The 20,866-nt window shown below is 54.0% G+C and carries 21 protein-coding genes; 13 read left to right on the top strand and 8 right to left on the bottom strand.

Going from position 1 to position 20,866, the window contains the following annotated elements; translation table 11 throughout:
- Positions 1–23 precede the first annotated feature (23 nt).
- On the top strand, positions 24–371 hold the full coding sequence (locus BM323_RS23080) for a hypothetical protein (RefSeq protein WP_008108152.1): 348 nt from the start codon (positions 24–26) through the stop codon (positions 369–371).
- Here the strand turns inward: BM323_RS23080 and BM323_RS23075 are convergent, their stop codons facing one another.
- The gene (locus BM323_RS23075) at positions 372–1,067 is read right to left on the bottom strand and encodes a cysteine hydrolase family protein (protein WP_008108153.1); all 696 of its coding nucleotides are present in this window, start codon (positions 1,065–1,067) and stop codon (positions 372–374) included.
- 100 nt (positions 1,068–1,167) lie between these two features.
- Between BM323_RS23075 and BM323_RS23070 the strand changes: the two genes are divergently transcribed.
- From BM323_RS23070 to yfaU, 6 genes are all read left to right on the top strand, one after another.
- On the top strand, positions 1,168–2,169 hold the full coding sequence (locus tag BM323_RS23070; protein ID WP_008108154.1) for a GlxA family transcriptional regulator: 1,002 nt from the start codon (positions 1,168–1,170) through the stop codon (positions 2,167–2,169).
- A 162-nt stretch (positions 2,170–2,331) separates the two neighbouring features.
- On the top strand, positions 2,332–2,802 hold the full coding sequence (locus BM323_RS23065) for a CCDC90 family protein (protein ID WP_008108155.1): 471 nt from the start codon (positions 2,332–2,334) through the stop codon (positions 2,800–2,802).
- 177 nt (positions 2,803–2,979) lie between these two features.
- Complete coding sequence (locus BM323_RS23060; protein WP_008108156.1) at positions 2,980–3,762, top strand: IclR family transcriptional regulator; 783 nt, start codon at positions 2,980–2,982, stop codon at positions 3,760–3,762.
- Between the two features lie 13 nt (positions 3,763–3,775).
- Positions 3,776–4,978, top strand: a complete 1,203-nt coding sequence (gene rhmD, locus BM323_RS23055) for an L-rhamnonate dehydratase (protein WP_008108157.1) — start codon at positions 3,776–3,778, stop codon at positions 4,976–4,978.
- A 48-nt stretch (positions 4,979–5,026) separates the two neighbouring features.
- Positions 5,027–6,313 carry an MFS transporter gene (locus BM323_RS23050; RefSeq protein WP_008108158.1) on the top strand — a complete coding sequence of 429 codons (1,287 nt, stop codon included), beginning with the start codon at positions 5,027–5,029 and terminating at the stop codon, positions 6,311–6,313.
- Between the two features lie 13 nt (positions 6,314–6,326).
- Positions 6,327–7,127 (top strand): 2-keto-3-deoxy-L-rhamnonate aldolase, encoded by an 801-nt coding sequence (gene yfaU, locus BM323_RS23045; RefSeq protein WP_008108159.1) that lies wholly within the window; start codon positions 6,327–6,329, stop codon positions 7,125–7,127.
- A 111-nt stretch (positions 7,128–7,238) separates the two neighbouring features.
- On the opposite strand, the gene BM323_RS23040 is transcribed toward yfaU, so the two are convergent.
- A complete protein-coding gene (locus tag BM323_RS23040) occupies positions 7,239–7,730 on the bottom strand; it encodes a helix-turn-helix domain-containing protein (RefSeq protein ID WP_008108160.1) in 492 nt (163 codons plus the stop codon).
- 317 nt (positions 7,731–8,047) lie between these two features.
- Between BM323_RS23040 and BM323_RS23035 the strand changes: the two genes are divergently transcribed.
- Positions 8,048–9,070, top strand: coding sequence for an alpha/beta fold hydrolase (locus BM323_RS23035; protein WP_008108161.1), 1,023 nt, complete (start codon positions 8,048–8,050; stop codon positions 9,068–9,070).
- 30 nt (positions 9,071–9,100) lie between these two features.
- Here the strand turns inward: BM323_RS23035 and BM323_RS23030 are convergent, their stop codons facing one another.
- The 3 genes from BM323_RS23030 to proP all read right to left on the bottom strand — a co-directional run bounded on the left by BM323_RS23030 (position 9,101) and on the right by proP (position 12,785).
- Entirely contained in the window at positions 9,101–10,072 is a 972-nt protein-coding gene (locus tag BM323_RS23030; RefSeq protein ID WP_008108162.1) for a GGDEF domain-containing protein, read from the bottom strand.
- Between the two features lie 109 nt (positions 10,073–10,181).
- Entirely contained in the window at positions 10,182–11,159 is a 978-nt protein-coding gene (gene hemB, locus BM323_RS23025; protein ID WP_008108163.1) for a porphobilinogen synthase, read from the bottom strand.
- A 120-nt stretch (positions 11,160–11,279) separates the two neighbouring features.
- Entirely contained in the window at positions 11,280–12,785 is a 1,506-nt protein-coding gene (proP, locus tag BM323_RS23020; protein WP_008108164.1) for a glycine betaine/L-proline transporter ProP, read from the bottom strand.
- A 359-nt stretch (positions 12,786–13,144) separates the two neighbouring features.
- Between proP and BM323_RS23015 the strand changes: the two genes are divergently transcribed.
- The 3 genes from BM323_RS23015 (at position 13,145) to BM323_RS23005 (ending at position 14,999) form a co-directional block, all read left to right on the top strand.
- Positions 13,145–13,945 carry a hypothetical protein gene (locus tag BM323_RS23015; protein ID WP_008108165.1) on the top strand — a complete coding sequence of 267 codons (801 nt, stop codon included), beginning with the start codon at positions 13,145–13,147 and terminating at the stop codon, positions 13,943–13,945.
- A complete protein-coding gene (locus BM323_RS23010; RefSeq protein ID WP_238541742.1) occupies positions 13,896–14,408 on the top strand; it encodes a hypothetical protein in 513 nt (170 codons plus the stop codon). The genes BM323_RS23015 and BM323_RS23010 overlap by 50 nt, the downstream gene beginning before the upstream one ends.
- Positions 14,409–14,519: 111 nt before the next feature.
- Positions 14,520–14,999 (top strand): hypothetical protein, encoded by a 480-nt coding sequence (locus BM323_RS23005; RefSeq protein WP_008108167.1) that lies wholly within the window; start codon positions 14,520–14,522, stop codon positions 14,997–14,999.
- Here the strand turns inward: BM323_RS23005 and BM323_RS23000 are convergent.
- Positions 14,991–15,950 carry a D-2-hydroxyacid dehydrogenase family protein gene (locus BM323_RS23000; RefSeq protein ID WP_091004337.1) on the bottom strand — a complete coding sequence of 320 codons (960 nt, stop codon included), beginning with the start codon at positions 15,948–15,950 and terminating at the stop codon, positions 14,991–14,993. The two genes, BM323_RS23005 and BM323_RS23000, sit on opposite strands and share 9 nt — an antisense overlap.
- On the bottom strand, positions 15,925–17,529 hold the full coding sequence (locus tag BM323_RS22995) for an EAL domain-containing protein (RefSeq protein ID WP_008108169.1): 1,605 nt from the start codon (positions 17,527–17,529) through the stop codon (positions 15,925–15,927). Before BM323_RS22995 ends, BM323_RS23000 begins: the two co-directional genes overlap by 26 nt.
- 238 nt (positions 17,530–17,767) lie before the next feature.
- Here BM323_RS22995 and BM323_RS22990 point away from each other — a divergent pair, with 238 nt between their 5' ends.
- Positions 17,768–18,532 carry a class II aldolase/adducin family protein gene (locus BM323_RS22990; protein ID WP_008108170.1) on the top strand — a complete coding sequence of 255 codons (765 nt, stop codon included), beginning with the start codon at positions 17,768–17,770 and terminating at the stop codon, positions 18,530–18,532.
- Between the two features lie 10 nt (positions 18,533–18,542).
- Complete coding sequence (locus BM323_RS22985) at positions 18,543–19,487, top strand: ABC transporter substrate-binding protein (RefSeq protein WP_008108171.1); 945 nt, start codon at positions 18,543–18,545, stop codon at positions 19,485–19,487.
- A gap of 35 nt (positions 19,488–19,522) precedes the next feature.
- Here BM323_RS22985 and BM323_RS22980 read toward each other — a convergent pair whose 3' ends face one another.
- Positions 19,523–20,569, bottom strand: a complete 1,047-nt coding sequence (locus tag BM323_RS22980; RefSeq protein ID WP_008108172.1) for an AI-2E family transporter — start codon at positions 20,567–20,569, stop codon at positions 19,523–19,525.
- Between the last annotated feature and the right edge of the window lie 297 nt (positions 20,570–20,866).

Below are 20,866 nucleotides of genomic sequence, written 5' to 3'. Positions count from 1 at the left end.
TTTTTCCAGCGGATAAACCATTCATGTTAAAACTCAAATTCATTGTGCCGTTGCTGATCATTATCAGTGCTGCGGTTTGGTGGCTGATGCCGCATTACAGCGACGAGGATAAAGGTTATTACATCGCCATGTTCTGTACGCTGACTCACGATGGACGCGGCAATACCGCGCAGGATATGCAGCAGATTATTGAAGGCAGTAATTCAGATTACGCATTGCAGAAGATTCATTTCCAACAGGGTTTGGCTGATCATCTGCAAGCGGTGTGGCAGGATTTGTCGCCCGAACAGCAGCAGCAAGCGCAGCAGGAAAATCTCTCCTGCCGCCGTTTGATGTCTGAGAAATTGCTACCGGGCCAGCCGGTGCAGTGATTATTGCACCGGCAGTGCAAGCACCTGATCGGTGGTTTTAATTTCTGCGAACACATCGGCCACACCCGCCAGTGCGGCTTGCTGCAACACCTTGTGATCGACAACTTTGTTATCCCAGGTCGCCAAATCACGCGTGGCGGTGGCATCTTCCGGAATTATCACCGAATAACCCAGCGGCACGGCATCACGTGCGGTTGATGACACGCACATATGCGTCATCAGGCCAGTGACAATCAGCTGTTTGATGCCCAGCGCATCCAGCTGTTTCTGCAGGTCTGTGCCCACAAACGAACTTGGTGTGGCTTTGCTGATCACGCGGTCACCTTTAGCCGGCTGCAAATCCTTGTGGAACTCGGCGAAACGGCTGCCTTTAGCAAACAGCGGGCCATTCGCCTCACCCAAATGCTGCACAAAGAACACTGGCATATTGTGTTTATGCGCGAATGCCACCAGACGTTTGCTGTTGTTCAGCGCCTGCATGCCATCAGGAATTGGCATTTTGCCGCCAGGGAAATATTCATTCTGGATATCGATGACAATCACCGCGGTCTGCTTCGCGTTAAGTGAAGTGGTAGCAGTGGCGCCGCTCATGGTGCGGATGGTTGGTGCTTTTTCTGACTTAGTCTCGGCGGCGAACGCATTGCCAGAAATCGCCATCGCCAGCGCTAAGGTTCCTGAAGCGAAAATGTTTTTCATGAGTAATAATCCTTTGATGGTTTAGCGGAAAGAAGAGGCCATCGCGGCCTCCGATGTGGTGCAGTATGGCGATTTCGCCGTAAGTGAAGGAGTACAACGGATGACAAATAGCGTTCAATTTGCGCCAAAAATGCCAGGCACGGCTGCGCCCATCAAAGTGGGTATCGTGGTGTTCGATGACATCATTCCCTTCCACCTTTCGGTGCCCTGCGCGGTGTTCGAAAAGGCCGCTCAGGATGACGGCGCGTTGTGCTATCAGTTGCTGATCTGCGCCACGCATCCCGGACCGTTAAAAACCAACAGTGGCTTTTCCATTCTGGCCGAACACGGCTTAGATCAACTGGCCGATGTCGATATGGTGGTGGTGCCAAGCTGGAGCGATCCTGACATGCTCCCACCGGCAGAATTGCTGCACGCCTTGCAGCAGGCGGCGCAGCGCGGTGCGCAGGTGGTGGGTTTGTGCCTTGGTGCATTCGTATTAGGTGCCGCCGGATTATTAAGTCAGCGCCGCGCCACCACGCACTGGCGCTGGATGGCAGATTTCGAACGACTCTATCCGGATGTGGCGATTGACCGCGACGTGCTGTATATCGACGAAGGTCAAATTGTGACCTCAGCAGGTACGGCGGCGAGCATTGATTGCTGTCTGCATCTGGTACGCGAACAGTGCGGTGTCGATGTGGCTAACAGCGTGGCACGGATGCTGGTGGTGCCTCCGCATCGGCAGGGCGGGCAGGCGCAATATATTGAGCAGCCGGTTTATCATTCGGCGGGTAAGGATCGTTTTATGTCGGCGCTGAGTTGGGCGACAGAAAACCTGCAGCAGGCGCTCACGCTGGAACAACTGGCGGATAGAGCCTTGATGAGCCGCCGCAGTTTTACCCGGCGCTTCAATCAAACGACCGGTGGCTGTTTTAGCACGTGGTTAGTCAATCAGCGCCTGGCACTGGCGCAGCGTTTTCTCGAGAAAACCGATCAGCCGGTGGAACTGATTGCCGAGAAAGCAGGCTTCTCCTCGCCGCTGATGCTGCGCCGTCATTTCAAGAAGCAACTCAACACCTCCCCGCTGCAATATCGCAAAACTTTTCGCGGCAGATCCTGACGCCAATTTTGCGAGATGCCCCGCATCCGTCTGTACGTTACTTGTTGTACTAATTGATATTTTTCGCAACGCCGCGCAAAATACCAACAGTCACATGGTGCAACAATCGCTCGCTGAGCAAGATGTCGGCTTACGCCTCACCTCAACTCAGGAGCTTCACGGATGACACTCGCGATGATGAATACACATAAAGCTTTTAAAGCACTGCAGTTGGCCGGCGTCAGCGACCAGCAGGCTGAAGCCATGGTCGAGATCTTTACCGAGATGCAGCAGGATAATGCGTTATCTCGTGCCGATTTGATGAAGGCCGGAGAAGGCATTACAGGGAGTATTAAAGAACTGGATTTGCGGTCTACTCTTGCAATTAAAGAGCTGGATGACCGGCTTAGTACGGCTATTCGAGAACTGGATATTCGGATTACTAATATGGATATTCGACTAAGTGGTGAAATAAAAGCGTTAGATGTGCGCCTGACCAGAGTCGAAGCTCGCCTTGATCGCATTGAAAAAGACATTGAGGTTATCAAAGCCGATGTCTCTGCCCTGAAAACCGATATGCGCTGCATAAAGCGTTTGTTAATGGTGATGGCCACTACGATGGTCATTGCAGCCATCAAATACATTTTCTCTTAAATTTCCTGATTCTGCGCTGCAAGTACAGTCGGCTGTACTCGTAGCGCGGCGCGATTCACATTCCCGCATACCCGTTGCCGCCAAACGCACTTTGCGCCACGTAATTTGAAGCGGCGCACACTTCTTAGAGGTTAAAACCACAACACTGCGCTCCAGATCATCAGACTGGAGTCCAGCATGTTGGAAATTACGCCTGTCCCGGCGCTGACGCGCGCCATTGCGATTCTCGACTTTATTGCCCAGCACGGACCGTGCAGCGCCGCCGAGATCATTGAAGCGCTGGCGCTTCCCAAAAGCAGCGCCTATCTGCTGTTTGCTGAACTGAAAAAACAGCGTCTGATCACCATCGATCGCAACAACAACTACTGCCTGTGGACGCGGCTGGTGGAGTTTGCCGGCCACGCGTTGCAGCACATGGATATCCGCGATATCGCGCGTCCACGTCTGACGCGCTTAATGCAGCAGACCAATCTGCTGTGTCACCTCGGCATCCTCGATGGTGGCCACGCCTGTTACATCCTCAAACTCGAATCTGCCGCCACCATCAGCGTTCGCTCGCACGAAGGGAAAAGCCTGTCGCTCTATCGCTCGGGCATTGGCAAGTGTCTTCTGGCGTGGCAACGGCCTGAAGAGCAGGAACGCATCATTAGCGACATGCGCTTTGTGGCGGTGACGCCAACCTCGCTGCGCAACGCCGACGCGCTGCGCACCGAGCTGGCACGCATTCGCCGTCAGGGCTGGAGCTTTGATAACGGTGAAGATTATCCCGATGTGCGCTGCGTTGCCGCGCCGATTTTCAATGCCCGCCAGCAATTAGTTGCCGCCATTTCACTGGTGGGTACCCGACTCGAGATTGACGACGACAAACGCGATTACCTTGCTGGTCAGGTGATTGCCTGCGCCCGCGATATTTCCCGTCTGCTGGGCTGGCGTAGCCCGGCGGAAAAACACGCCTCGTAACCAGGAGAAGAGCATGTCCCTACCTAAAATTAAAACTGTTCGCGCCTACTTTGCCGGTGGCGCTACTGCTGATAAAGCGGCGGCTGGCGGCGATTATCACGATCAAGGTGCTAATCACTGGATTGACGACCACGTCGCCACGCCAATGAGCAAATACAAACAGTATGAGCAGTCGCGTCAATCCTTTGGCATCAATGTGTTAGGCACGCTGATTGTCGAAGTTGAAGCCGATAACGGCCAAACCGGTTTCGCCATTACCACCGGTGGTGAAATGGGCTGCTTCATCGTGGAAAAGCATCTCAACCGCTTTCTTGAAGGGCGCTGCGTCAGCGATATCAAACTGATTCACGACCAGATGATGAACGCCACCATGTATTACGCCGGATCGGGCGGGTTAGTGATGAACACCATTTCATGCGTCGATTTGGCGCTATGGGATCTGTTCGGCAAAGTCACCGATCTGCCGGTCTACAAACTGCTGGGCGGCGCGGTGCGCGATGAACTGCAGTTCTACGCCACCGGCGCGCGTCCGGATCTGGCGCAGAAGATGGGCTTTATCGGCGGCAAAATGGCGGTGCAGTGGGGACCGCACGATGGCGATGAAGGCATCCGTAAAGAGGTAGCGCGCATCGCTCACTATCGCGAAACCTGCGGCCCGGATTTCTGGCTAATGCTCGATTGCTGGATGAGTCAGGACGTCAATTTCGCCACCAAACTGGCACACGCCTGCGCGCCTTATAACGTCAAGTGGCTGGAAGAGTGTTTGCCGCCGCAACAGTTCGAAGGTTACGCCCAGCTGAAACAGCAAGCGCCGCAGGGCATGTTGATCACCAGCGGCGAACATCACGGCACGCTGCAATCGTTCCGCACGCTGGCAGAAACCGGCATCGATATTCTGCAGCCCGACGTGGGTTGGTGCGGCGGCCTGACTACGCTGGTTGAGGTAGCGGCGCTGGCGAAATCACGCGGCCAGTTGGTGGTGCCGCATGGCTCTTCAGTTTACTCGCATCATGCGGTGATCACCTTCACCAACAGCCCATTCAGTGAATTCCTGATGACCAGCCCGGATTGCAGCACGCTGCGCCCGCAGTTTGATCCGCTGCTGATCAACGAACCGGTTCCGGTTAACGGTCGCATGCACAAATCGGTGCTGGATAAACCGGGCTTCGGCGTGGAACTGAATCGCGATGGACTGAAGCGTCCTTATCAACACTAACCGCATCGGCTGCGACGACGCGTCGCAGCCGTGCGTGAGGGTTTTACCATGGATAATCTGGTGTTAAGCGCGGTTAAAAAGAACCGCGCACGTCTTATTCCTTTCATGTTGATGCTCTACGTGCTGGCGTTTCTGGACCGCGCCAACATCGGTTTTGCCAAAGAGGCGTATCAACTTGATACCGGCCTGAGTAATGAAGCTTACGCGTTAGGTGCCGGAATCTTCTTTGTGGTGTACGCGCTGCTTGGCGTACCGGCCAATTTGTTGATGAAGCGATTCGGCGCGCGCAGCTGGATTGGCGGCACCACGCTGCTGTGGGGATTTCTTTCGGCGGCGATGGCGTTTGCTGATACCGAAGCTAAATTCCTGCTGGTGCGTACCTTGCTCGGCGCCGCTGAGGCGGGTTTCTTCCCCGGCATGATTTATCTCACCTCGCTGTGGTTTCCGCAGCAGCAGCGCGCCAGCGTAATGGGGCTGTTCTATATGGGCGCGCCGCTGGCGTTGACGCTGGGTTCACCGCTTTCTGGCGCACTGCTGGAAATGCACGGCGTACTGGGTCATCCCGGCTGGTTCTGGATGTTTATCATTGAAGGATTGCTGGCGGTGGCGGCCGGTGTTTTCACCTTCAGCTATATCGACGACACGCCGGCAAAAGCGCGTTTTCTCAGCGCAGAGGAGAAGCAGGCGCTGCAACGTCAGCTGGACAGCGAAGAGCAGCAAAAGCCGACGTCACATCTGCGTGATGCGCTGCGCAATGGTCGCGTCTGGCAACTCGCCATCATCTACATGACTATCCAAATTGCGGTATATGGGCTGATCTTCTTCCTGCCATCGCAAGTGGCGGCGCTGTTGGGCACCAAAGTCGGTTTCCTCGCCTCGCTGGTGGCGGCGATTCCGTGGGTTGCCGCGCTGTTTGGCACCTGGCTGATTCCGCGCTATTCCGATCGCAGTGGCGAGCGTCGCCGGGTGGCGGCGTTCACCTTGCTGGCGGCGGCTGTCGGGATTGGTTTGTCCGGATTAGTTTCGCCGCTGTTGGCCATCATCGCGCTTAGCGTCGCGGCGGTGGGGTTTATTGCCGTGCAACCGGTGTTCTGGACCATGCCGACGCAGCTGCTTTCTGGTACCGCGCTGGCGGCAGGCATCGGCTTCGTCAACTTGTTTGGCGCTGTGGGTGGCTTCCTCGCGCCGTTGATTCGCGTAAATGCCGAGATGCAATTTAACAGCAGTGCCGCTGGATTGCTGGCGCTGGCGCTGATTGCCGCCATCGGTTCACTCATTATCCTCAGCCTGAAAGTGGAGCGTCAGTTGCCGCACTCTCAGCAGCCAAGTCATTGAATAAGGAGAAGCTATGCAGGACCCATTAAAAAATCCTTTCAAAGCCGGATTGGCTAAAGGTGAAACGCAGATTGGCTTGTGGCTGAGCAGCACCTCGTCGTATCTGGCCGAAATTGCCGCCACCAGCGGCTACGACTGGTTACTGATTGATGGCGAACACGCCCCGAATACCGTGCAGGATCTCTATCATCAATTGCAGGCGGTTGCACCTTATCGCAGCCAGCCGGTGATTCGTCCGATTGAATTCCAGACCGCACTGATTAAGCAGGTGCTGGATATCGGTGCGCGCACCTTGCTGGTACCGATGATCGATAGCGCCGAGCAGGCAAAAGCGTTGGTGCAGGCGACGCGCTATCCGCCTTACGGTACGCGCGGCGTCGGAGCGGGCGTGGCGCGGGCGGCGCGTTGGGGACGCGTGGAAAATTACATGGCGCGCGCCAATGAAGAGTTGTGCCTGTTGATTCAGGCCGAAAGCAAAACGGCGATTGATAATCTGGATGCGTTACTGGAAGTTGAAGGCGTTGACGGGATATTTATTGGCCCGGCAGATTTATCGGCCTCATTAGGTTATCCCGATAATGCAGCGCATCCTGAAGTGCAGAAGGTGATTGAGCAAAGTATTAAACGCATCCGCAGCGCAGGAAAAGCGGCCGGTTTTCTGGCAGTGAATCTTGAAATGGCAGAACGCGCCATCAGTTGGGGGGCAAACTTTGTTGCTGTCGGTGTGGATACCATGCTTTATACCGATGCGCTGGATAATCGGCTCGCGCATTTTAAAAAGCGTTTAATCGCGCCGAATAAATCGAACTACTAAATGAGTAAACGGATGGTGCGCCATCCGTTTTTCATTGATGAAATAGATCATTTAATTGAAATGAATAAGTCTGTTGACGTTAAAAGGCATTTATAAAAGATCAGTTATTTATCAACGCATCACACAACTGATCCGGGGCAGAAATCTATCGTTGCGCGCTAGCGGCGTGACAATCTCTTTAGCACGTTCTGTGGCATCAAAACCCGCTTGACGACACAACACACAGGGATCGTTACTTTCACGCATTGCTTGTTTGGTTTCATCATCGAGCTGGCGCTTGCGGCAATACAGCGGCGTGCAGCCCAATACATGCTTAAACGACCGGGTAAAGGATTGCTGGCTTTCGAAATGGTATTTAACCGCCAGACTGATAATCGGCGCATTGCTGTCTTTTAAATCATTGATACAGTGAACCAGTTTCTTTTTACGAATGTAGCGTGCCAGCGTTTCATTGTGATAGCGGGCGAAGAGTTTCTGTAAATACCATTTAGAATAGCCGGACTTCAGTGCGATATCATCGATGCTTAAACGTTGATCCAGGTTAGCCATAATCCATTCGGTTACCGAATCAATTACCCCTTCATTGTATTTTTGCTGTGTCATCATAGTCCTCCATTAACACGCACAGAGTGTAATTTAATTAATCTTTCCAATCTGCAATTAATGTAAAGTTTTCTGATTATTGAACTATTTTGTTATTTGTCATCAAGACCGGTCTTGGTTTTCGTGAATTTACAGGCTTTCTTGTTGTGATGGTGTTGAATATTTATCGTAATAACGGACGTTATTATTAACTCAAATTTTTCATCGCATTGAGATGCTTAATAGTAAACGGCGTGCTTTTTGGCGGCACACTTCATCAATACTTAACGCGAATTAACGTGCCAGACTGAAGGTTTTCACTCTTGAGGAATGGCGCTATGGATTTTCGTTTCAAGCCAAAACAGTCACTTGCCGTTATTCTGGCATCAATGGCGATCTGTAGTACCGCCCCAGCGATTGCCGCCAATGTGTATGGCGAGCAGTTGGAAGGCTTCAACAATCCCTATCCGCTGCAGCACTTTAACTTCTCCTCGCAGCAGCAAGCGCTGAGCATGGGTTATATGGATGTCAAACCTACGCAGCAGGCCAACGGCAAAACCGTGGTGCTGATGCACGGCAAGAACTTCTGTGGCGCAACCTGGGATGACACCATCAAAGCGCTGAGCCAGAAAGGTTATCGGGTGATTGCGCCGGATCAGATTGGCTTCTGTAGCTCTACCAAACCAGCTAACTATCAATACACCTTCCAGCAACTGGCGCAGAACACCCATCAGCTGTTGCAGCAGCTGGGTATCGACAATGTCATTATTGTTGGGCATTCCACCGGCGGCATGCTGGCGACGCGCTATGCGCTGATGTATCCACAGCAAACGCAGAAGCTGGTGCTGGTCAATCCCATTGGTTTAGAAGACTGGAAGGCCAAAGGCGCGCCGTGGCGATCGGTGGATCAGTGGTATCAACGTGAACTCAAGCTGGATGCGGCGGGTATCAAAAAGTATGAACAACAGACTTATTACAGCGGCCAGTGGAAGCCGGAATATGACAAATGGGTCGATATGCTGGCCGGACTGAACAGCGGACCGGGCCACAAGAAAGTGGCGTGGAACTCGGCGTTAATCTACGACATGATTTTCACGCAGCCGGTTTATTACGAATTTAAAGATCTGCGCGTGCCAACCACCTTAATGATCGGTACCGCTGATACCACGGCGATTGGCAGCGATATCGCGCCGCCGGACGTGAAAGCAAAACTCGGACATTACAACGTGCTGGGCAAGCAGGTGGCGCAGCTGATTCCTGGCGCACGCTTAATCGAATTCCCCGGCATGGGCCACGCGCCGCAAATGGAAGAGCCGCAGAAGTTTAATCAGACATTAATCGCGGATTTAGCTGGTAATTAACTGTAGGGTCGCCATTCATGGCGACCAACATCAACTCAGCTTCTTTTTCCCATTCTTAGCGGCGTACATCCGTTCGTCGCTACCTTCCAGCAGTTGTTCCAGCGATTGCGGATGGTCAGGATCGAACTCAACAATGCCCGATGAGAAGTGCAGGGCGTAACGCCGCTCAAGATTCTGGGTTTGCTGTTGCAGGAAACCATCAAAGCGCGCCAACACGCCTTCGGCATCGGCGAGCTGCAAGCCGTTAAACAGCACCACAAACTCATCGCCACCCAAACGGGCAAAGATATCCGCATGGCGGAAACTTACCTTCATGGCATCGGCAAAATCCATCAGTGCGCGGTCGCCTTCGCGATGGCCGAGCGTATCGTTAATGGCTTTAAAGCGATCGAGATCGAGGAACGTCAGGCTGGCGGGTAACTGCTTCACCTGGCACTCATTCAGCGCCAGCTGGCCGAGCGTCATAAAGCCGCGGCGATTGGTGATTTGCGTCAGTTCATCGGACGTTGCGGTCTGGAAAGCCACCAGCTCCGCTTCAGCCATTGCGGCCAAATCGCGCAGTGTATGAATATCGTCGGCATCAAACTGGCGCGCATGGTGATCGATAATACACAGCGTGCCGATTTTGGCTCCGGCGGGCGTGCGCAGTGGACACCCGGCGTAAAAACGCACTGGGCTGTTTTCGCCGCTCACCAACGGGTTGTCGTGGAAACGTTCGTCTTCTAGCGCGTTTTCAACCACCATCACATCATCTTGCAGGATTGCATGGCCACAAAATGAGGTATTACGTGGTGCGGTTGCAGCAGCGTAACCGGCCGCTGATTTGAACCACTGATGGTCCTCTTCCAGCAGGCTGACCAGCGCGACGGGCACGCCAAACAAACGACGGGCAAGGCGGGTTAATCGGTCGAAACGCTCTTCTGCCGGCGTGTGCAGAATGTTGAGCGCACGTAACTGGGCCAGACGATGTGACTCGTCCGCAGGCAGTGCAGGTGCTTTCATCGCGTTACTCTTATTAATTATGGAATTACTGAAACACTGGTGTTGGTGCCATAAAGGCTGAAAGCGCCTGGCAACGGGATGCGATGTCCGATGCCAAGCGTAACGATAATCAGAGCACTTTTTGCTCGGCGAGATCAAGGGCAAAATAGCTGAAAATGAGATCGGCACCGGCACGTTTAATCGCGCCCAGGCTTTCCAGAACCACATTACGTTCGTCGATGGCACCCGCCTGCGCGGCGAATTTGATCATCGCGTACTCACCGCTTACCTGGTACGCCGCCAGTGGCAACGTGGTGCGTTCGCGGATATCGCGCAGGATATCGAGGTAAGCACCCGCTGGTTTCACCATCAGTGAATCTGCGCCTTCCGCTTCATCAAGCAGCGACTCGCGCAGCGCTTCACGGCGGTTCATTGGATTCATCTGATAAGTCTTACGATCGCCTTTCAGCGCGGTGCCTGCTGCTTCACGGAACGGGCCGTAGAAGGAGGAGGCGAACTTGGTCGAATACGACATGATAGCGGTGTCGGTGAAACCTGCGGCGTCGAGCGCCTGGCGAATGGCTTTCACCTGGCCATCCATCGCGGCAGAAGGGGCGATAAAGTCGGCGCCGGCTTGCGCTGCCACCACGGCTTGCTTACCGAGATTAATCAGCGTTTGGTCGTTATCGACGCCGTGATCGCACAGCACGCCGCAATGGCCGTGGCTGGTGTATTCGCAGAAACAGGTATCAGACATCACGATCATTTCTGGCACGGTGTCTTTGCAGATACGCGACATACGCGCCACCAAACCGTTTTCGTTCCAGGCATCGCTGCCGGTGGCATCGGTATGGTGGGAAATGCCGAAGGTCATCACCGAACGAATACCCGCTTTAGCAATACGTTCGATCTCATACGCCAAACGTTTTTCTGGAATACGCACCACGCCCGGCATGGCGTTAATTGGCACGTAATCGTCCACGCCTTCTTCAACGAAGATCGGCAGCGCCAGATCGTTGATGCTGAGGTTGGATTCCTGGAACATTTCGCGCATTGACGCGCTTTTGCGCAGCCTTCTTGGGCGCTGGATCAGATTAAATTCAGACATGCTTTACAACTTATGCAGGTTAAAAAAGTGGCAATAGTTTACCCCTTTTCGGCGCTGCGGATGAAGGATTGTGTGCGGAAACGAAAACTCCCGCCGGGCGGCGGCGGGAGCGGGGGAAGATTACTCGTTGATGTCCGGGTGCTGCTGCACCAGGTTTTTACGTTTCGCCTCAAGCTTGGCGATCTCGTCATCAATATCTTCGATTTTCTGCTCGATGTTGTCGTGATGCTCCTGCAGGATTTCACGCGCTTCTTCGAGATCCGACGCAGCCGGAGTAGCACCACGCAGCGGCTTGTTAGCGGTCTCTTTCATGTAGATACCGGTAATCAAACCAATCACCGCGACAACCATCAGGTAGTAAGCCGGCATATACAGATTGTTAGTGGCTTCGACTAAATACGCGGCGAGTGTCGGCGTTAAACCGGCAATCAGCACCGAGATATTAAAGGCACTTGCTAACGCGCTGTAGCGAATGTGGGTTGGGAACATCGCAGGTAGCGACGATGCCATTACACCGGTAAAGGCATTAAGAATCACCGCCATCAGCAGCAGACCGGCAAAAATCAGGCCCAACACGCCGCTGTTGATCAACATAAAGGACGGAATCGCGAAGGCAAACAGCGCGATAGAACCAATGATGATAAACGGACGACGGCCAAAACGGTCACTCAGCATACCCATCACTGGTTGCACAAACAGCATACCCATCATGATGGCGATAATGATTAACACGCCGTGATCTTCCGAGTAGTGCAGGTTATGCGACAGATAACTCGGCATGTAGGTCAGCAGCATGTAGTAGGTCACGTTGGTGGCAATCACCAGACCGATACAAGCCAACAGGCTTTTCCAGTGTTTGGTCGCAATCTCTTTAAACGACACTTTCGGGCCATCGCGCAGTCCTTCACGGTCGCCCTGTTCCAGTTTCTCAACGTGCTGCTGGAACGCCGGCGTTTCTTCCAGCGCATGGCGCAGATACAAACCAATGATGCCCAGCGGCAGCGCGATAAAGAACGGAATGCGCCAGCCCCACTCGAGGAACTTCTCTTCACCGATGATGGTGGAGATCAGTACTACAACGCCCGCACCGAGCACGAAGCCGGCAATCGAACCGAAGTCGAGCCAGCTGCCCATAAAGCCGCGCTTACGGTCAGGCGAGTACTCGGCAACGAAGATCGATGCGCCGGTATATTCACCGCCGACCGAGAAGCCTTGCGCCATTTTTGCCAACAGCAGCAGGATCGGTGCCCAGATACCAATCGAGGCATAAGAGGGTATCAAGCCAATACAGAAAGTACTGATCGACATGATGACAATGGTGATAGAGAGGATTTTCTGGCGACCATATTTATCGCCCAACATGCCAAAGAACAAACCACCGAGTGGACGAATCAGGAACGGAACTGAGAACGTACCCAGTGCAGCAATCATCTGTACACTTGGTGAAGCATCCGGGAAGAACACTTTACCCAGCGCATAAGCCACAAAGCCATAAACACCAAAATCAAACCATTCCATCGCGTTGCCCAGCGAGGCTGCGGTAATGGCTTTACGTAAACGGGAGTCATCGATAATCGTGACATCATCAATCCCGATAGGTTTTACACGCTTCCTACGTAGTTTCATGCAGATACCCTGTATTGGAATTCGAAAAATCCTCAACGCTGCGGACTCAATAAATGCCAACAGTCCGCGGCGTTGAGAAAATTAAAGCATAGCCGGGAAATAACGTTTTTCCCTGGCCTGCCGGGCAATTATTAGGGGGGTAATGATTGCCAACCGCGACAGAGTATACCGATTTAGTGTGATATTTGTCATGTTTTCACCATTAACTGGCTATTTTTTAGCTAATGATACGGCTTTATTCATGCTTAAACGCGTCAAAAAAAGGCAGGAAAATAACATCACACTCTGCGGTTAGCGTGCGCCTAATGGTTAAACTACTTATACTTACGCCAATTGCTTTTTTGGAAATCAGGATTCGCATGGCGCGTTATGTTTTGTATGCCAAAAGTCTCTGTTTTGATGCCGAACAACAGGTGTTTTATCCGCTGAATGCCTCAACACAACGTGTTGCGTTGAGTACGCTTCAATGCGCAGTATTACGCCGCGTGCTTAATGCGCAGGGGAAACTGGTACGTAATCAGGCGCTGCATGTGCTGTTCCAACGGGAACCTTCTGATGTGCCCTTTGCCGATCGCCTCACTACGACCATTGCCGAGATCAATCGCCTGGCGCTACATGCCCACGCGCCAGGCGCCTTGATTCACCAGGTGCCGCTAATTGGCTGCGTGCTGGCGGAGCAGGTTGATGTTGAACCCTGCAACGACACGCTGTCTGTGAAATCAGAGCCTGAGATGCCGGTGAACATTCAGCCTGCACCGCAAGCTAATCCTGTTGTCGCTAAGAAAAAATCCTGGTTGCTGCGCGGAGTGCTGGCCGGTTTTTTGCTGCTCAATGTGATGCTTGCACTGGTTGCACGACACGAGTTAGCACCAGCGGGACATGAAGGCACTGATTACAAATCCTATGGTCAGGAGGCGCGAACGCAGGTGTTTATCGCCGAAAGCCTATTGCCAAACTCTTTTGTGGTTCAGGATGCCCTGCGCCGCTTTCGCGATTTAAAGCCGCGTCTGGCGGATGGATCGACACCGCCTTTGCTTTATATCAATCGTTCGCGTACCCGCGTGTTTACCAGCGCATTTCTCTGCGCGCGACCGATGTCGCAAAAGAACAATGAATGTCTGTCGTGGATGGTATCTGCTCAGGAATTACCGGATGCGTAAATCACTTCTGGCTGTTGCCCTCTTTGTTGCTTTTATCTTGCCTTGGGCACTGGTGTTGCTGGTACGTCCAGCCGAACCGGTACCGGAATGGTGTGAATTTCCCTATCGTATTCAGAATGAAGCGCAGCCAGGTGGCGTGATAAATGCCACGGTGCGGAATCGCTTTAAAGCTGATGGCAGCGGCAGTTCAATTCTGACCGGCACCATCACGCTCCGCGATCGTCATTATCAATTAAATCGGGTATCAGATTACAGCTGGCATCGGCAGGGTGATTTTATGCTGGTGAATACGCATCAGGTGCAGATTATGGCCAACGATACGGTGCCTGCAGCGCTGGCAGCACAGGTTCTTTTCACTTCAGGGCGCGAAGCTAATAATGATTTTTATCAGATGTATCAACTCCCGAACGGCGATCAAATAATCAATTATTCTGGTATGCCGCGGCTTTATTGCCATACCTGATTGTTGCGCAAATAAATAAGAAAAACTTACCATTAAGCGAGGCGGTAAGCACCGCTTGCCAGTTTGTAAGCATTCAGTAATACTCTGCCGCCGTGCTTTGGTGGAGTGTTCATGTCGAGGAAAAACGCCCAGTCTTTTAAGAATCCCTGGCTGTCGATGATCGACAGTGTAGAAAGGAATCTTATCAATCTTGTGCCTGCGGCACCGCGTGCGGCTGCCGTTTCCAGTACCTCGATTGAGTGGATTAACTGTGGCGAACGAGCCGATGCGCAGCTGGCATTATTGGCGCAACAACCCGATGAACTGCTGCAACGCCTGAAAAGCTGGCGCCAGGCCGGATTACTCTCCAGCCAGGCGATTGAGAGCTTTCGTCAGCTGCAACGGCTGACACAAACCAGCATCGCGCGTAACCAACCCATCACGCAGCTTGATGAATATCAGCAATTAGTGGGGCAGTTAACGCCGACGCTGGAGCGCATTAATCAACGTCTTAACGCCCAGCGCGATTTGCCGAATGGCGCGCTGGCGGAAGACAGCCTTGAAGTGGCGCTGCGTATTGCTGAAAAACGCCGCGCAGGCCGTTCAGAGTAACGAGCGCAGCGGCGCACCGGTCAACCATCCCTGAATATCTTCCACCGCCTGCGTAAAGTAGGTGTGATAATTGCTGTCGGCAACATAGCCGAGATGCGGCGTCGCCAGCACATTCGGCAGCAGACGCAACGGATGATCCGCAGGAAGCGGCTCCTGTTCAAACACATCCAATCCTGCACCGGCTAGCTGACCCGATTGCAGCGCGGCGATCATCGCCTGTTGCTCAACAATCCCGGCACGCGAAGTGTTAATCAGTAGCGCACCAGGCTTCATCTGCGCCAGCGCCGCCGCATCGATCAAATGGCGTGAGCGTTCGCTCAATACCAGATGAATCGACACCACATCGCTGCTGTTGAGCAGCGCTTCCAGCGAGGGCAAGCGTTCTACACCACACTCGGCGGCGCGTTCGGCGGTTAAATTCTGGCTCCACGCACACACATGCATGCCAAACGCCTGCGCCACTTTTGCCATCTCACCACCAATTTTACCCAGTCCGAGTAATCCCAGCGTTTTGCCCTGCAGACTCATGCCTAAGGTGTGCTGCCACGCGCCGTTGCTGCGCAGCGCTTGATTCTCCGGCACGATATGGCGCGCCAGCCCAAGCAATAATCCCCACGTCAGTTCCAGCGGTGCCGCACTGCTGCTGGCGGTGCCACATACCGCGATATAGCGCTCTGCGCAGGCATCTAAATCCATGGAGGCATTACGCATGCCGGAAGTGACTACCATTTTCAGATTGGGCAAGCGGCCAATCAGCTCGGCGCTGAGCGGCGTGCGTTCGCGCATCACCACCAGAATGTCGGCGTGGGCGATGTGTTTAACCAGTTGATCCTGGTCGGCGAAATGTTCAGTCAGGGAAATGGTGTTAACCAGCGGGGCGAGAGACGCCCAATCGGCAAGTGACTGGGCGACGTTCTGATAATCATCAAGAATGATGCAGTTCAGGCTCATGATGTTCCTCAACGAGAAGTGGCTTGTGCCCTTGCTCGCTGAGCCAGGCACGCAGCCGATCATTATCCAGCGGACGGGCATAATAGTAGCCCTGAATAAATATCACACCACGCTGCCGAAGGTACTCAAATTGTGTTGCGGTCTCTACGCCTTCGCCGAGTACATCCAGTTCCAGCTTGTGGCACAGATTAATAATCGCATCCAACACCGGCGTTTCGACGTCGAGGCCTTCAATCGCGTTAATAAAGCCGCGATCGATTTTCAGATAATCCAATGGGAAGGTGAGCAGATAGGTCAGCGAGCAGTGTCCGGTACCGAAATCATCAATCGCGACTTTCATGCCCTGCGCGCGCAAATGGCGCAGTTTACGCGCCACCATTTCACCGTCTTCAATCAGGCTGCGTTCGGTCAGCTCCAGAGTAATACACATCTGTTTATCTTTGATGCGCTCAGCAAATAGCTCAATGTCTGTCACGAAATCGGCATGTTGCAGATGTTCCGCTGCCAGATTCAGCCCAATGTGAAAACCGGGTTCGACCTGCCAGTCCTGAATATCTTCCGCCATCAACTCCAGCAAATGCTGCGTCAGCGGCACAATCATGCCTTCGGCTTCAGCAGCGCTGATAAAGATATCCGGACGAATCATGTCACCGTTGGGCCGTTGCCAGCGCAGCAAGGCTTCGGCGCCGGCACAGGCGTGCAATGTGTTGCTGTAAACCGGCTGATAGTGCACCGAGAACTGACGCGCGCGGATGGCGCGGCCAATCTCATCGTGCCAGGAAATTCGGCGACGCAGCCAGTTGGCGGTGAGGATCATCAACAGAATCGAGAAAATCGCAGCCATCGGCAGGAAGATGAACAGCGCCTGACGCCAGGCTTTCAGCAACTCAGAAGCCGGAACCGTCACACTAACGGTGATGGGATAGCGGCTGGAGTCGGCCTGAAAAGCTTCACTTTTCATGTACAGCTTCGGCCGCATGTCATTCTGTCCGCTGGCAATCACCGCACCGCCGCTAAATTGCAGGCTCATTTGGTAGCCACGCGATCCGCCGATAGCGTTCATAAAGTCCATCAGATATTGGCCATCGATGACCGCCCAAAAACCGCTGGTGTCGGGGAGTTGGCGCACAAACACCACGGCAGGACGATTCTGGACGCCGTAAGTGCCGCGCACCGAAATACTCCACCAGGCTTTGCCGGTCGTCGGCGGCGGCTGCAGCATCATTTCCGTTAATGTGCCGTGTTTCAGGCCAAAGGCGGACGAGCAGCTGATGTCACCGCCTTTCAGCATACCAATGGATCGAAAATAGGGATTGAGCGTGCCGGCGCGCTGCAGCTGATCTTCGATTTGTGCGCAAGGTTGATAGTGATACTGACGCAGCTCAGTGATCATATCCCATGCGTTATCACTCATCTTTTCAGCCTGAGTGAGCAAGGTATTGGCGGTGGAAATCTGCTGTTGGTGGACGGTATGGCGCGCTTCGATGGCCGTACAAAGGATGCCGAGCACCAAGGGTAACAACCCGGCGCAGACAATTAAGAGCCAGCCAAAATCGTGATGTCGTTTTTTTAGTGGCACCAGACAATCCTCGGTGGGTTTACGCCGCGCATAAGCTGCGGTTGCGGCGTCAGCAGCATACCATTTTCACAGGGCTGTGTAGGGTAGCGATTTAAGAATAAACCGGTCTGATACAGGTCAATGATCAATCTCACTTTGCGTTTACTGACAATGTTTTGCCGTTATTGGCATTTCCCAGCGGCAAAAACGCTATGCCACGATGTTAGGTAAGCACATTGACCTGAAATGAGGAGCGGAAATGAGCACTGAAACCCTGGATGTCACATCGTTACGGCAGCGCATCAGCGAAGGCGAATGGCAGGCGCGTACTAAGCTGGCACAGGCTTACCATCTGGCGGCCAAGCTGCGCTGGACCGACCATATTTACACCCATTTTTCCCTGCGCGTACCGGGCGATAAGCCGCACTTTCTTATCAACGCTTTCGGGCAAACCTTCGATGAAATCCAGGCGGAAACACTGGTGAAAATCGACATCGACGGCAATATTATTGACGACCCAACCGGGCTAGGAATTAACCTTGCCGGATTTGTTATTCACAGTGCGATTCACCGCGCGCGGCCCGATGCCCATGCGGTGCTGCATACGCATACCGCCGCGGGCATTGGCGTTTCGGCGCAGCGAAACGGCCTGCTGATGATTTCGCAACACAGCACCCGTTTCCATAATCGCCTCGGTTATCACGATTACGAAGGTATCGCGCTGGATCTCGACGAGCAGCAGCGCATCGTCGCCGATCTTGGCGATCTCAACGCGCTGATCCTGCGCAATCACGGCCTGCTGACCAGCGGCGGCAGCATTGAAGAAGCCTTCTACAACCTCTATTACCTTGAGCGCGCCTGCCAGGCCCAACTGGCGGCACAATCGGGCGGCGCGGATCTGATTATTCTGCCAGATGCCGTTTCCGAGAAAGCCGCGCAGGCGTTTGATAACAGCATTCGCCAGCGCAAATATCAGCTGCATTGGGATGCCTACATCCGCCAGCTCAACCGCAACGCACTTTGAGAATCTCCCAATGAAATGGCTGAAACCGGTAGTTTCTGCGCTGCTGCTGTGCGCGGCGTTTGGTAGTCAGGCGGCACCTGATTTAAGTAAAGTCACGCTGGTGCTGGGCGATCAGGCGCGCAATCTGCGTTCGCTGATTGAAGCGGCAGATGTGATGAAAGACGCGCCTTATCAATATCGCTGGGCGAATTTCCAGGGCGCGGCGCCGCTGTTTGAAGCGCAGCGTGCCGGTGCGGTGGACACCTCGTACGCGGGTGATTTGCCGGTGCTGATGGCGGCGTCGGGCGGCGTACCGCTGAAGATCATCGCCACCAACGTGGGAGATGCCGGTTCGAATGGGCTGATCGTGCCCGCCGACTCGCCGATCCACAGCGTGAAGGATCTGGCCGGCAAGCAGGTTGTCGTCTCGTCGGCGCGTGGCAGCATCTCGCAGCACTTGCTGTATGAAGCGCTGGAAGAGGCGAAAGTGCCGCGTGATACGGTGCCGGTGCGATTTGTGTTGCCGACCGACGCGAGCGCCGCGTTTAACTCCGGGCAGATTGCCGCGTGGGCGACCTTCGATCCCTATTTAGGCATTGCGGAAAAGCATGGCGCGCGTCTGCTGCGTGACGGCAAAGGGCTGACGACCGCGCTGTCGTTTGTCACCGCCACGCAAAGCTCGCTCGACGATCCCGCCAAGCGCGCGGCGATTGCGGATTTCACCCATCGTTTGGCCAAAGCGCGTGAGTGGGCGTTGGCGCATCCGCAGCAGTATAACGAGGTGTATGCGCAGTTAACGCGCCTGCAACCGGCGGACGCGCAGCAGATTACTGCGCGTATTTCCCACGGCGTGCGTGGCGTAACGCCGGATGATGTGGCGAAGGTGCAGAAGGTGTCGGACTTGTTCAGCGAGTTAAACATCCTGCCAAACAAAGTCGATGTGCAGGCAATTACCGATAACAGCGTGTTTCAATAAGCGGCGTAGGGTCGCCATTCATGGCGACCTGGCTGTTACCGCGCCCGTTTACCCGGCCGCCCATTACCCAACATAATTGCCAATCGGCTGCCGCCCGGCGTGGTTTCCATCAAAATCTTGGTCACGCTGGTGAGTGGCACCGACAGCAACATGCCGACCGGACCCAGCAACCAGCCCCAGAAAATCAACGACAGAAACACCACCAGCGTCGAGAGTCCCAGCCCGCGCCCCATCAATCTGGGCTCCAGCATATTGCCGAACACCATGTGAATCGCGCTGAACAGTGCCGCCACCAGCATGGCGTCATAAATATTATTCAGTACCAGCGCCTGAATAAACGGCGGGATGCCGGCGATGATTGGCCCGATATTCGGGATGAAATTAAGGATGAACGCCACCACGCCCCAGAACAGCGCGAACTTCACGCCGAGCAGCAGCAGCGACAGCCAAACGGCCACGCCGGTAATCAAACTCACCAAGGTTTTTAGCGCCAGATAATGCGTCACGCCTTTCAACGCGCGATGCAGACCGGCGATGCGGATCTGCGGATTGACCATCGCGTTACGCATTTTGTACGGCAGATGGCGCACCTCAAACAGCATAAATACCACGGTGAGAATCAGCAGCAGCACGTTGGTCATCGCGCCGGACAGTTGTTTCAACACCGATGTGGCCATGTCCATCACCACGTTGGGATCGAGGCGTGCCGCCAGCGCTTCGGTAGAGATGTTGATATGAAAACGCGCGGCAAAATGTTGCACCACCGCCAGCTTCTGCTCCAGCATGGCGCGGATTTGCGGATAGGTATCACTGAAATCACTGGCTGAGCTGGCGAGTACAGCGATGAGTAACAGCACGACGATAAAAATCACGCTGATCACCAAGGTAATCGCCAGGCCACGTTTGACGCCGCGCCGCATCAACATCGTCACCAGCGGATTGAGCACGATTGCCAGGAAGCTGGCCAGTAAGAAGGGCACCAGAATGTCCGAGGCGGCGCGAATGCCCGCCAGAATAATCACCAGCATCGCCAGTTTTACCAGGATGTTCTGGCCAATTTTTTCCTGTAGCAGGTTGTTCATTCTCTCTCCTGAGACGGTTTTTGCTCAGGAGAGTGTAGTTGATGGAAATTAACCATCTGTTATTTAAGACAAACAGAAGTTTGGTAGCTGGTCGCCATAAATGGCGTAATGCTGCTCAGTTAAGCGCAGAGCGACTTTCGTTCGCTATGTGCGGAGGCAGTTGCAGCACCCTGGTGCGGCGACCGAGCAGAGGACGCCTGGCTGCACTGAACCCCGGATCCTGGACAAACAATCCAGAATCCGGAGGTTAAAATGAAGCACCCATATTCCGTCAGGCTGGCTGCAGTTCAGCACTAT

The sequence above is a fragment of the Pantoea sp. YR525 genome, assembly GCF_900116775.1.
GTDB classification, from domain to species: domain Bacteria; phylum Pseudomonadota; class Gammaproteobacteria; order Enterobacterales; family Enterobacteriaceae; genus Pantoea; species Pantoea symbiotica.
This window is presented reverse-complemented; position numbering and strand designations above follow the sequence as displayed.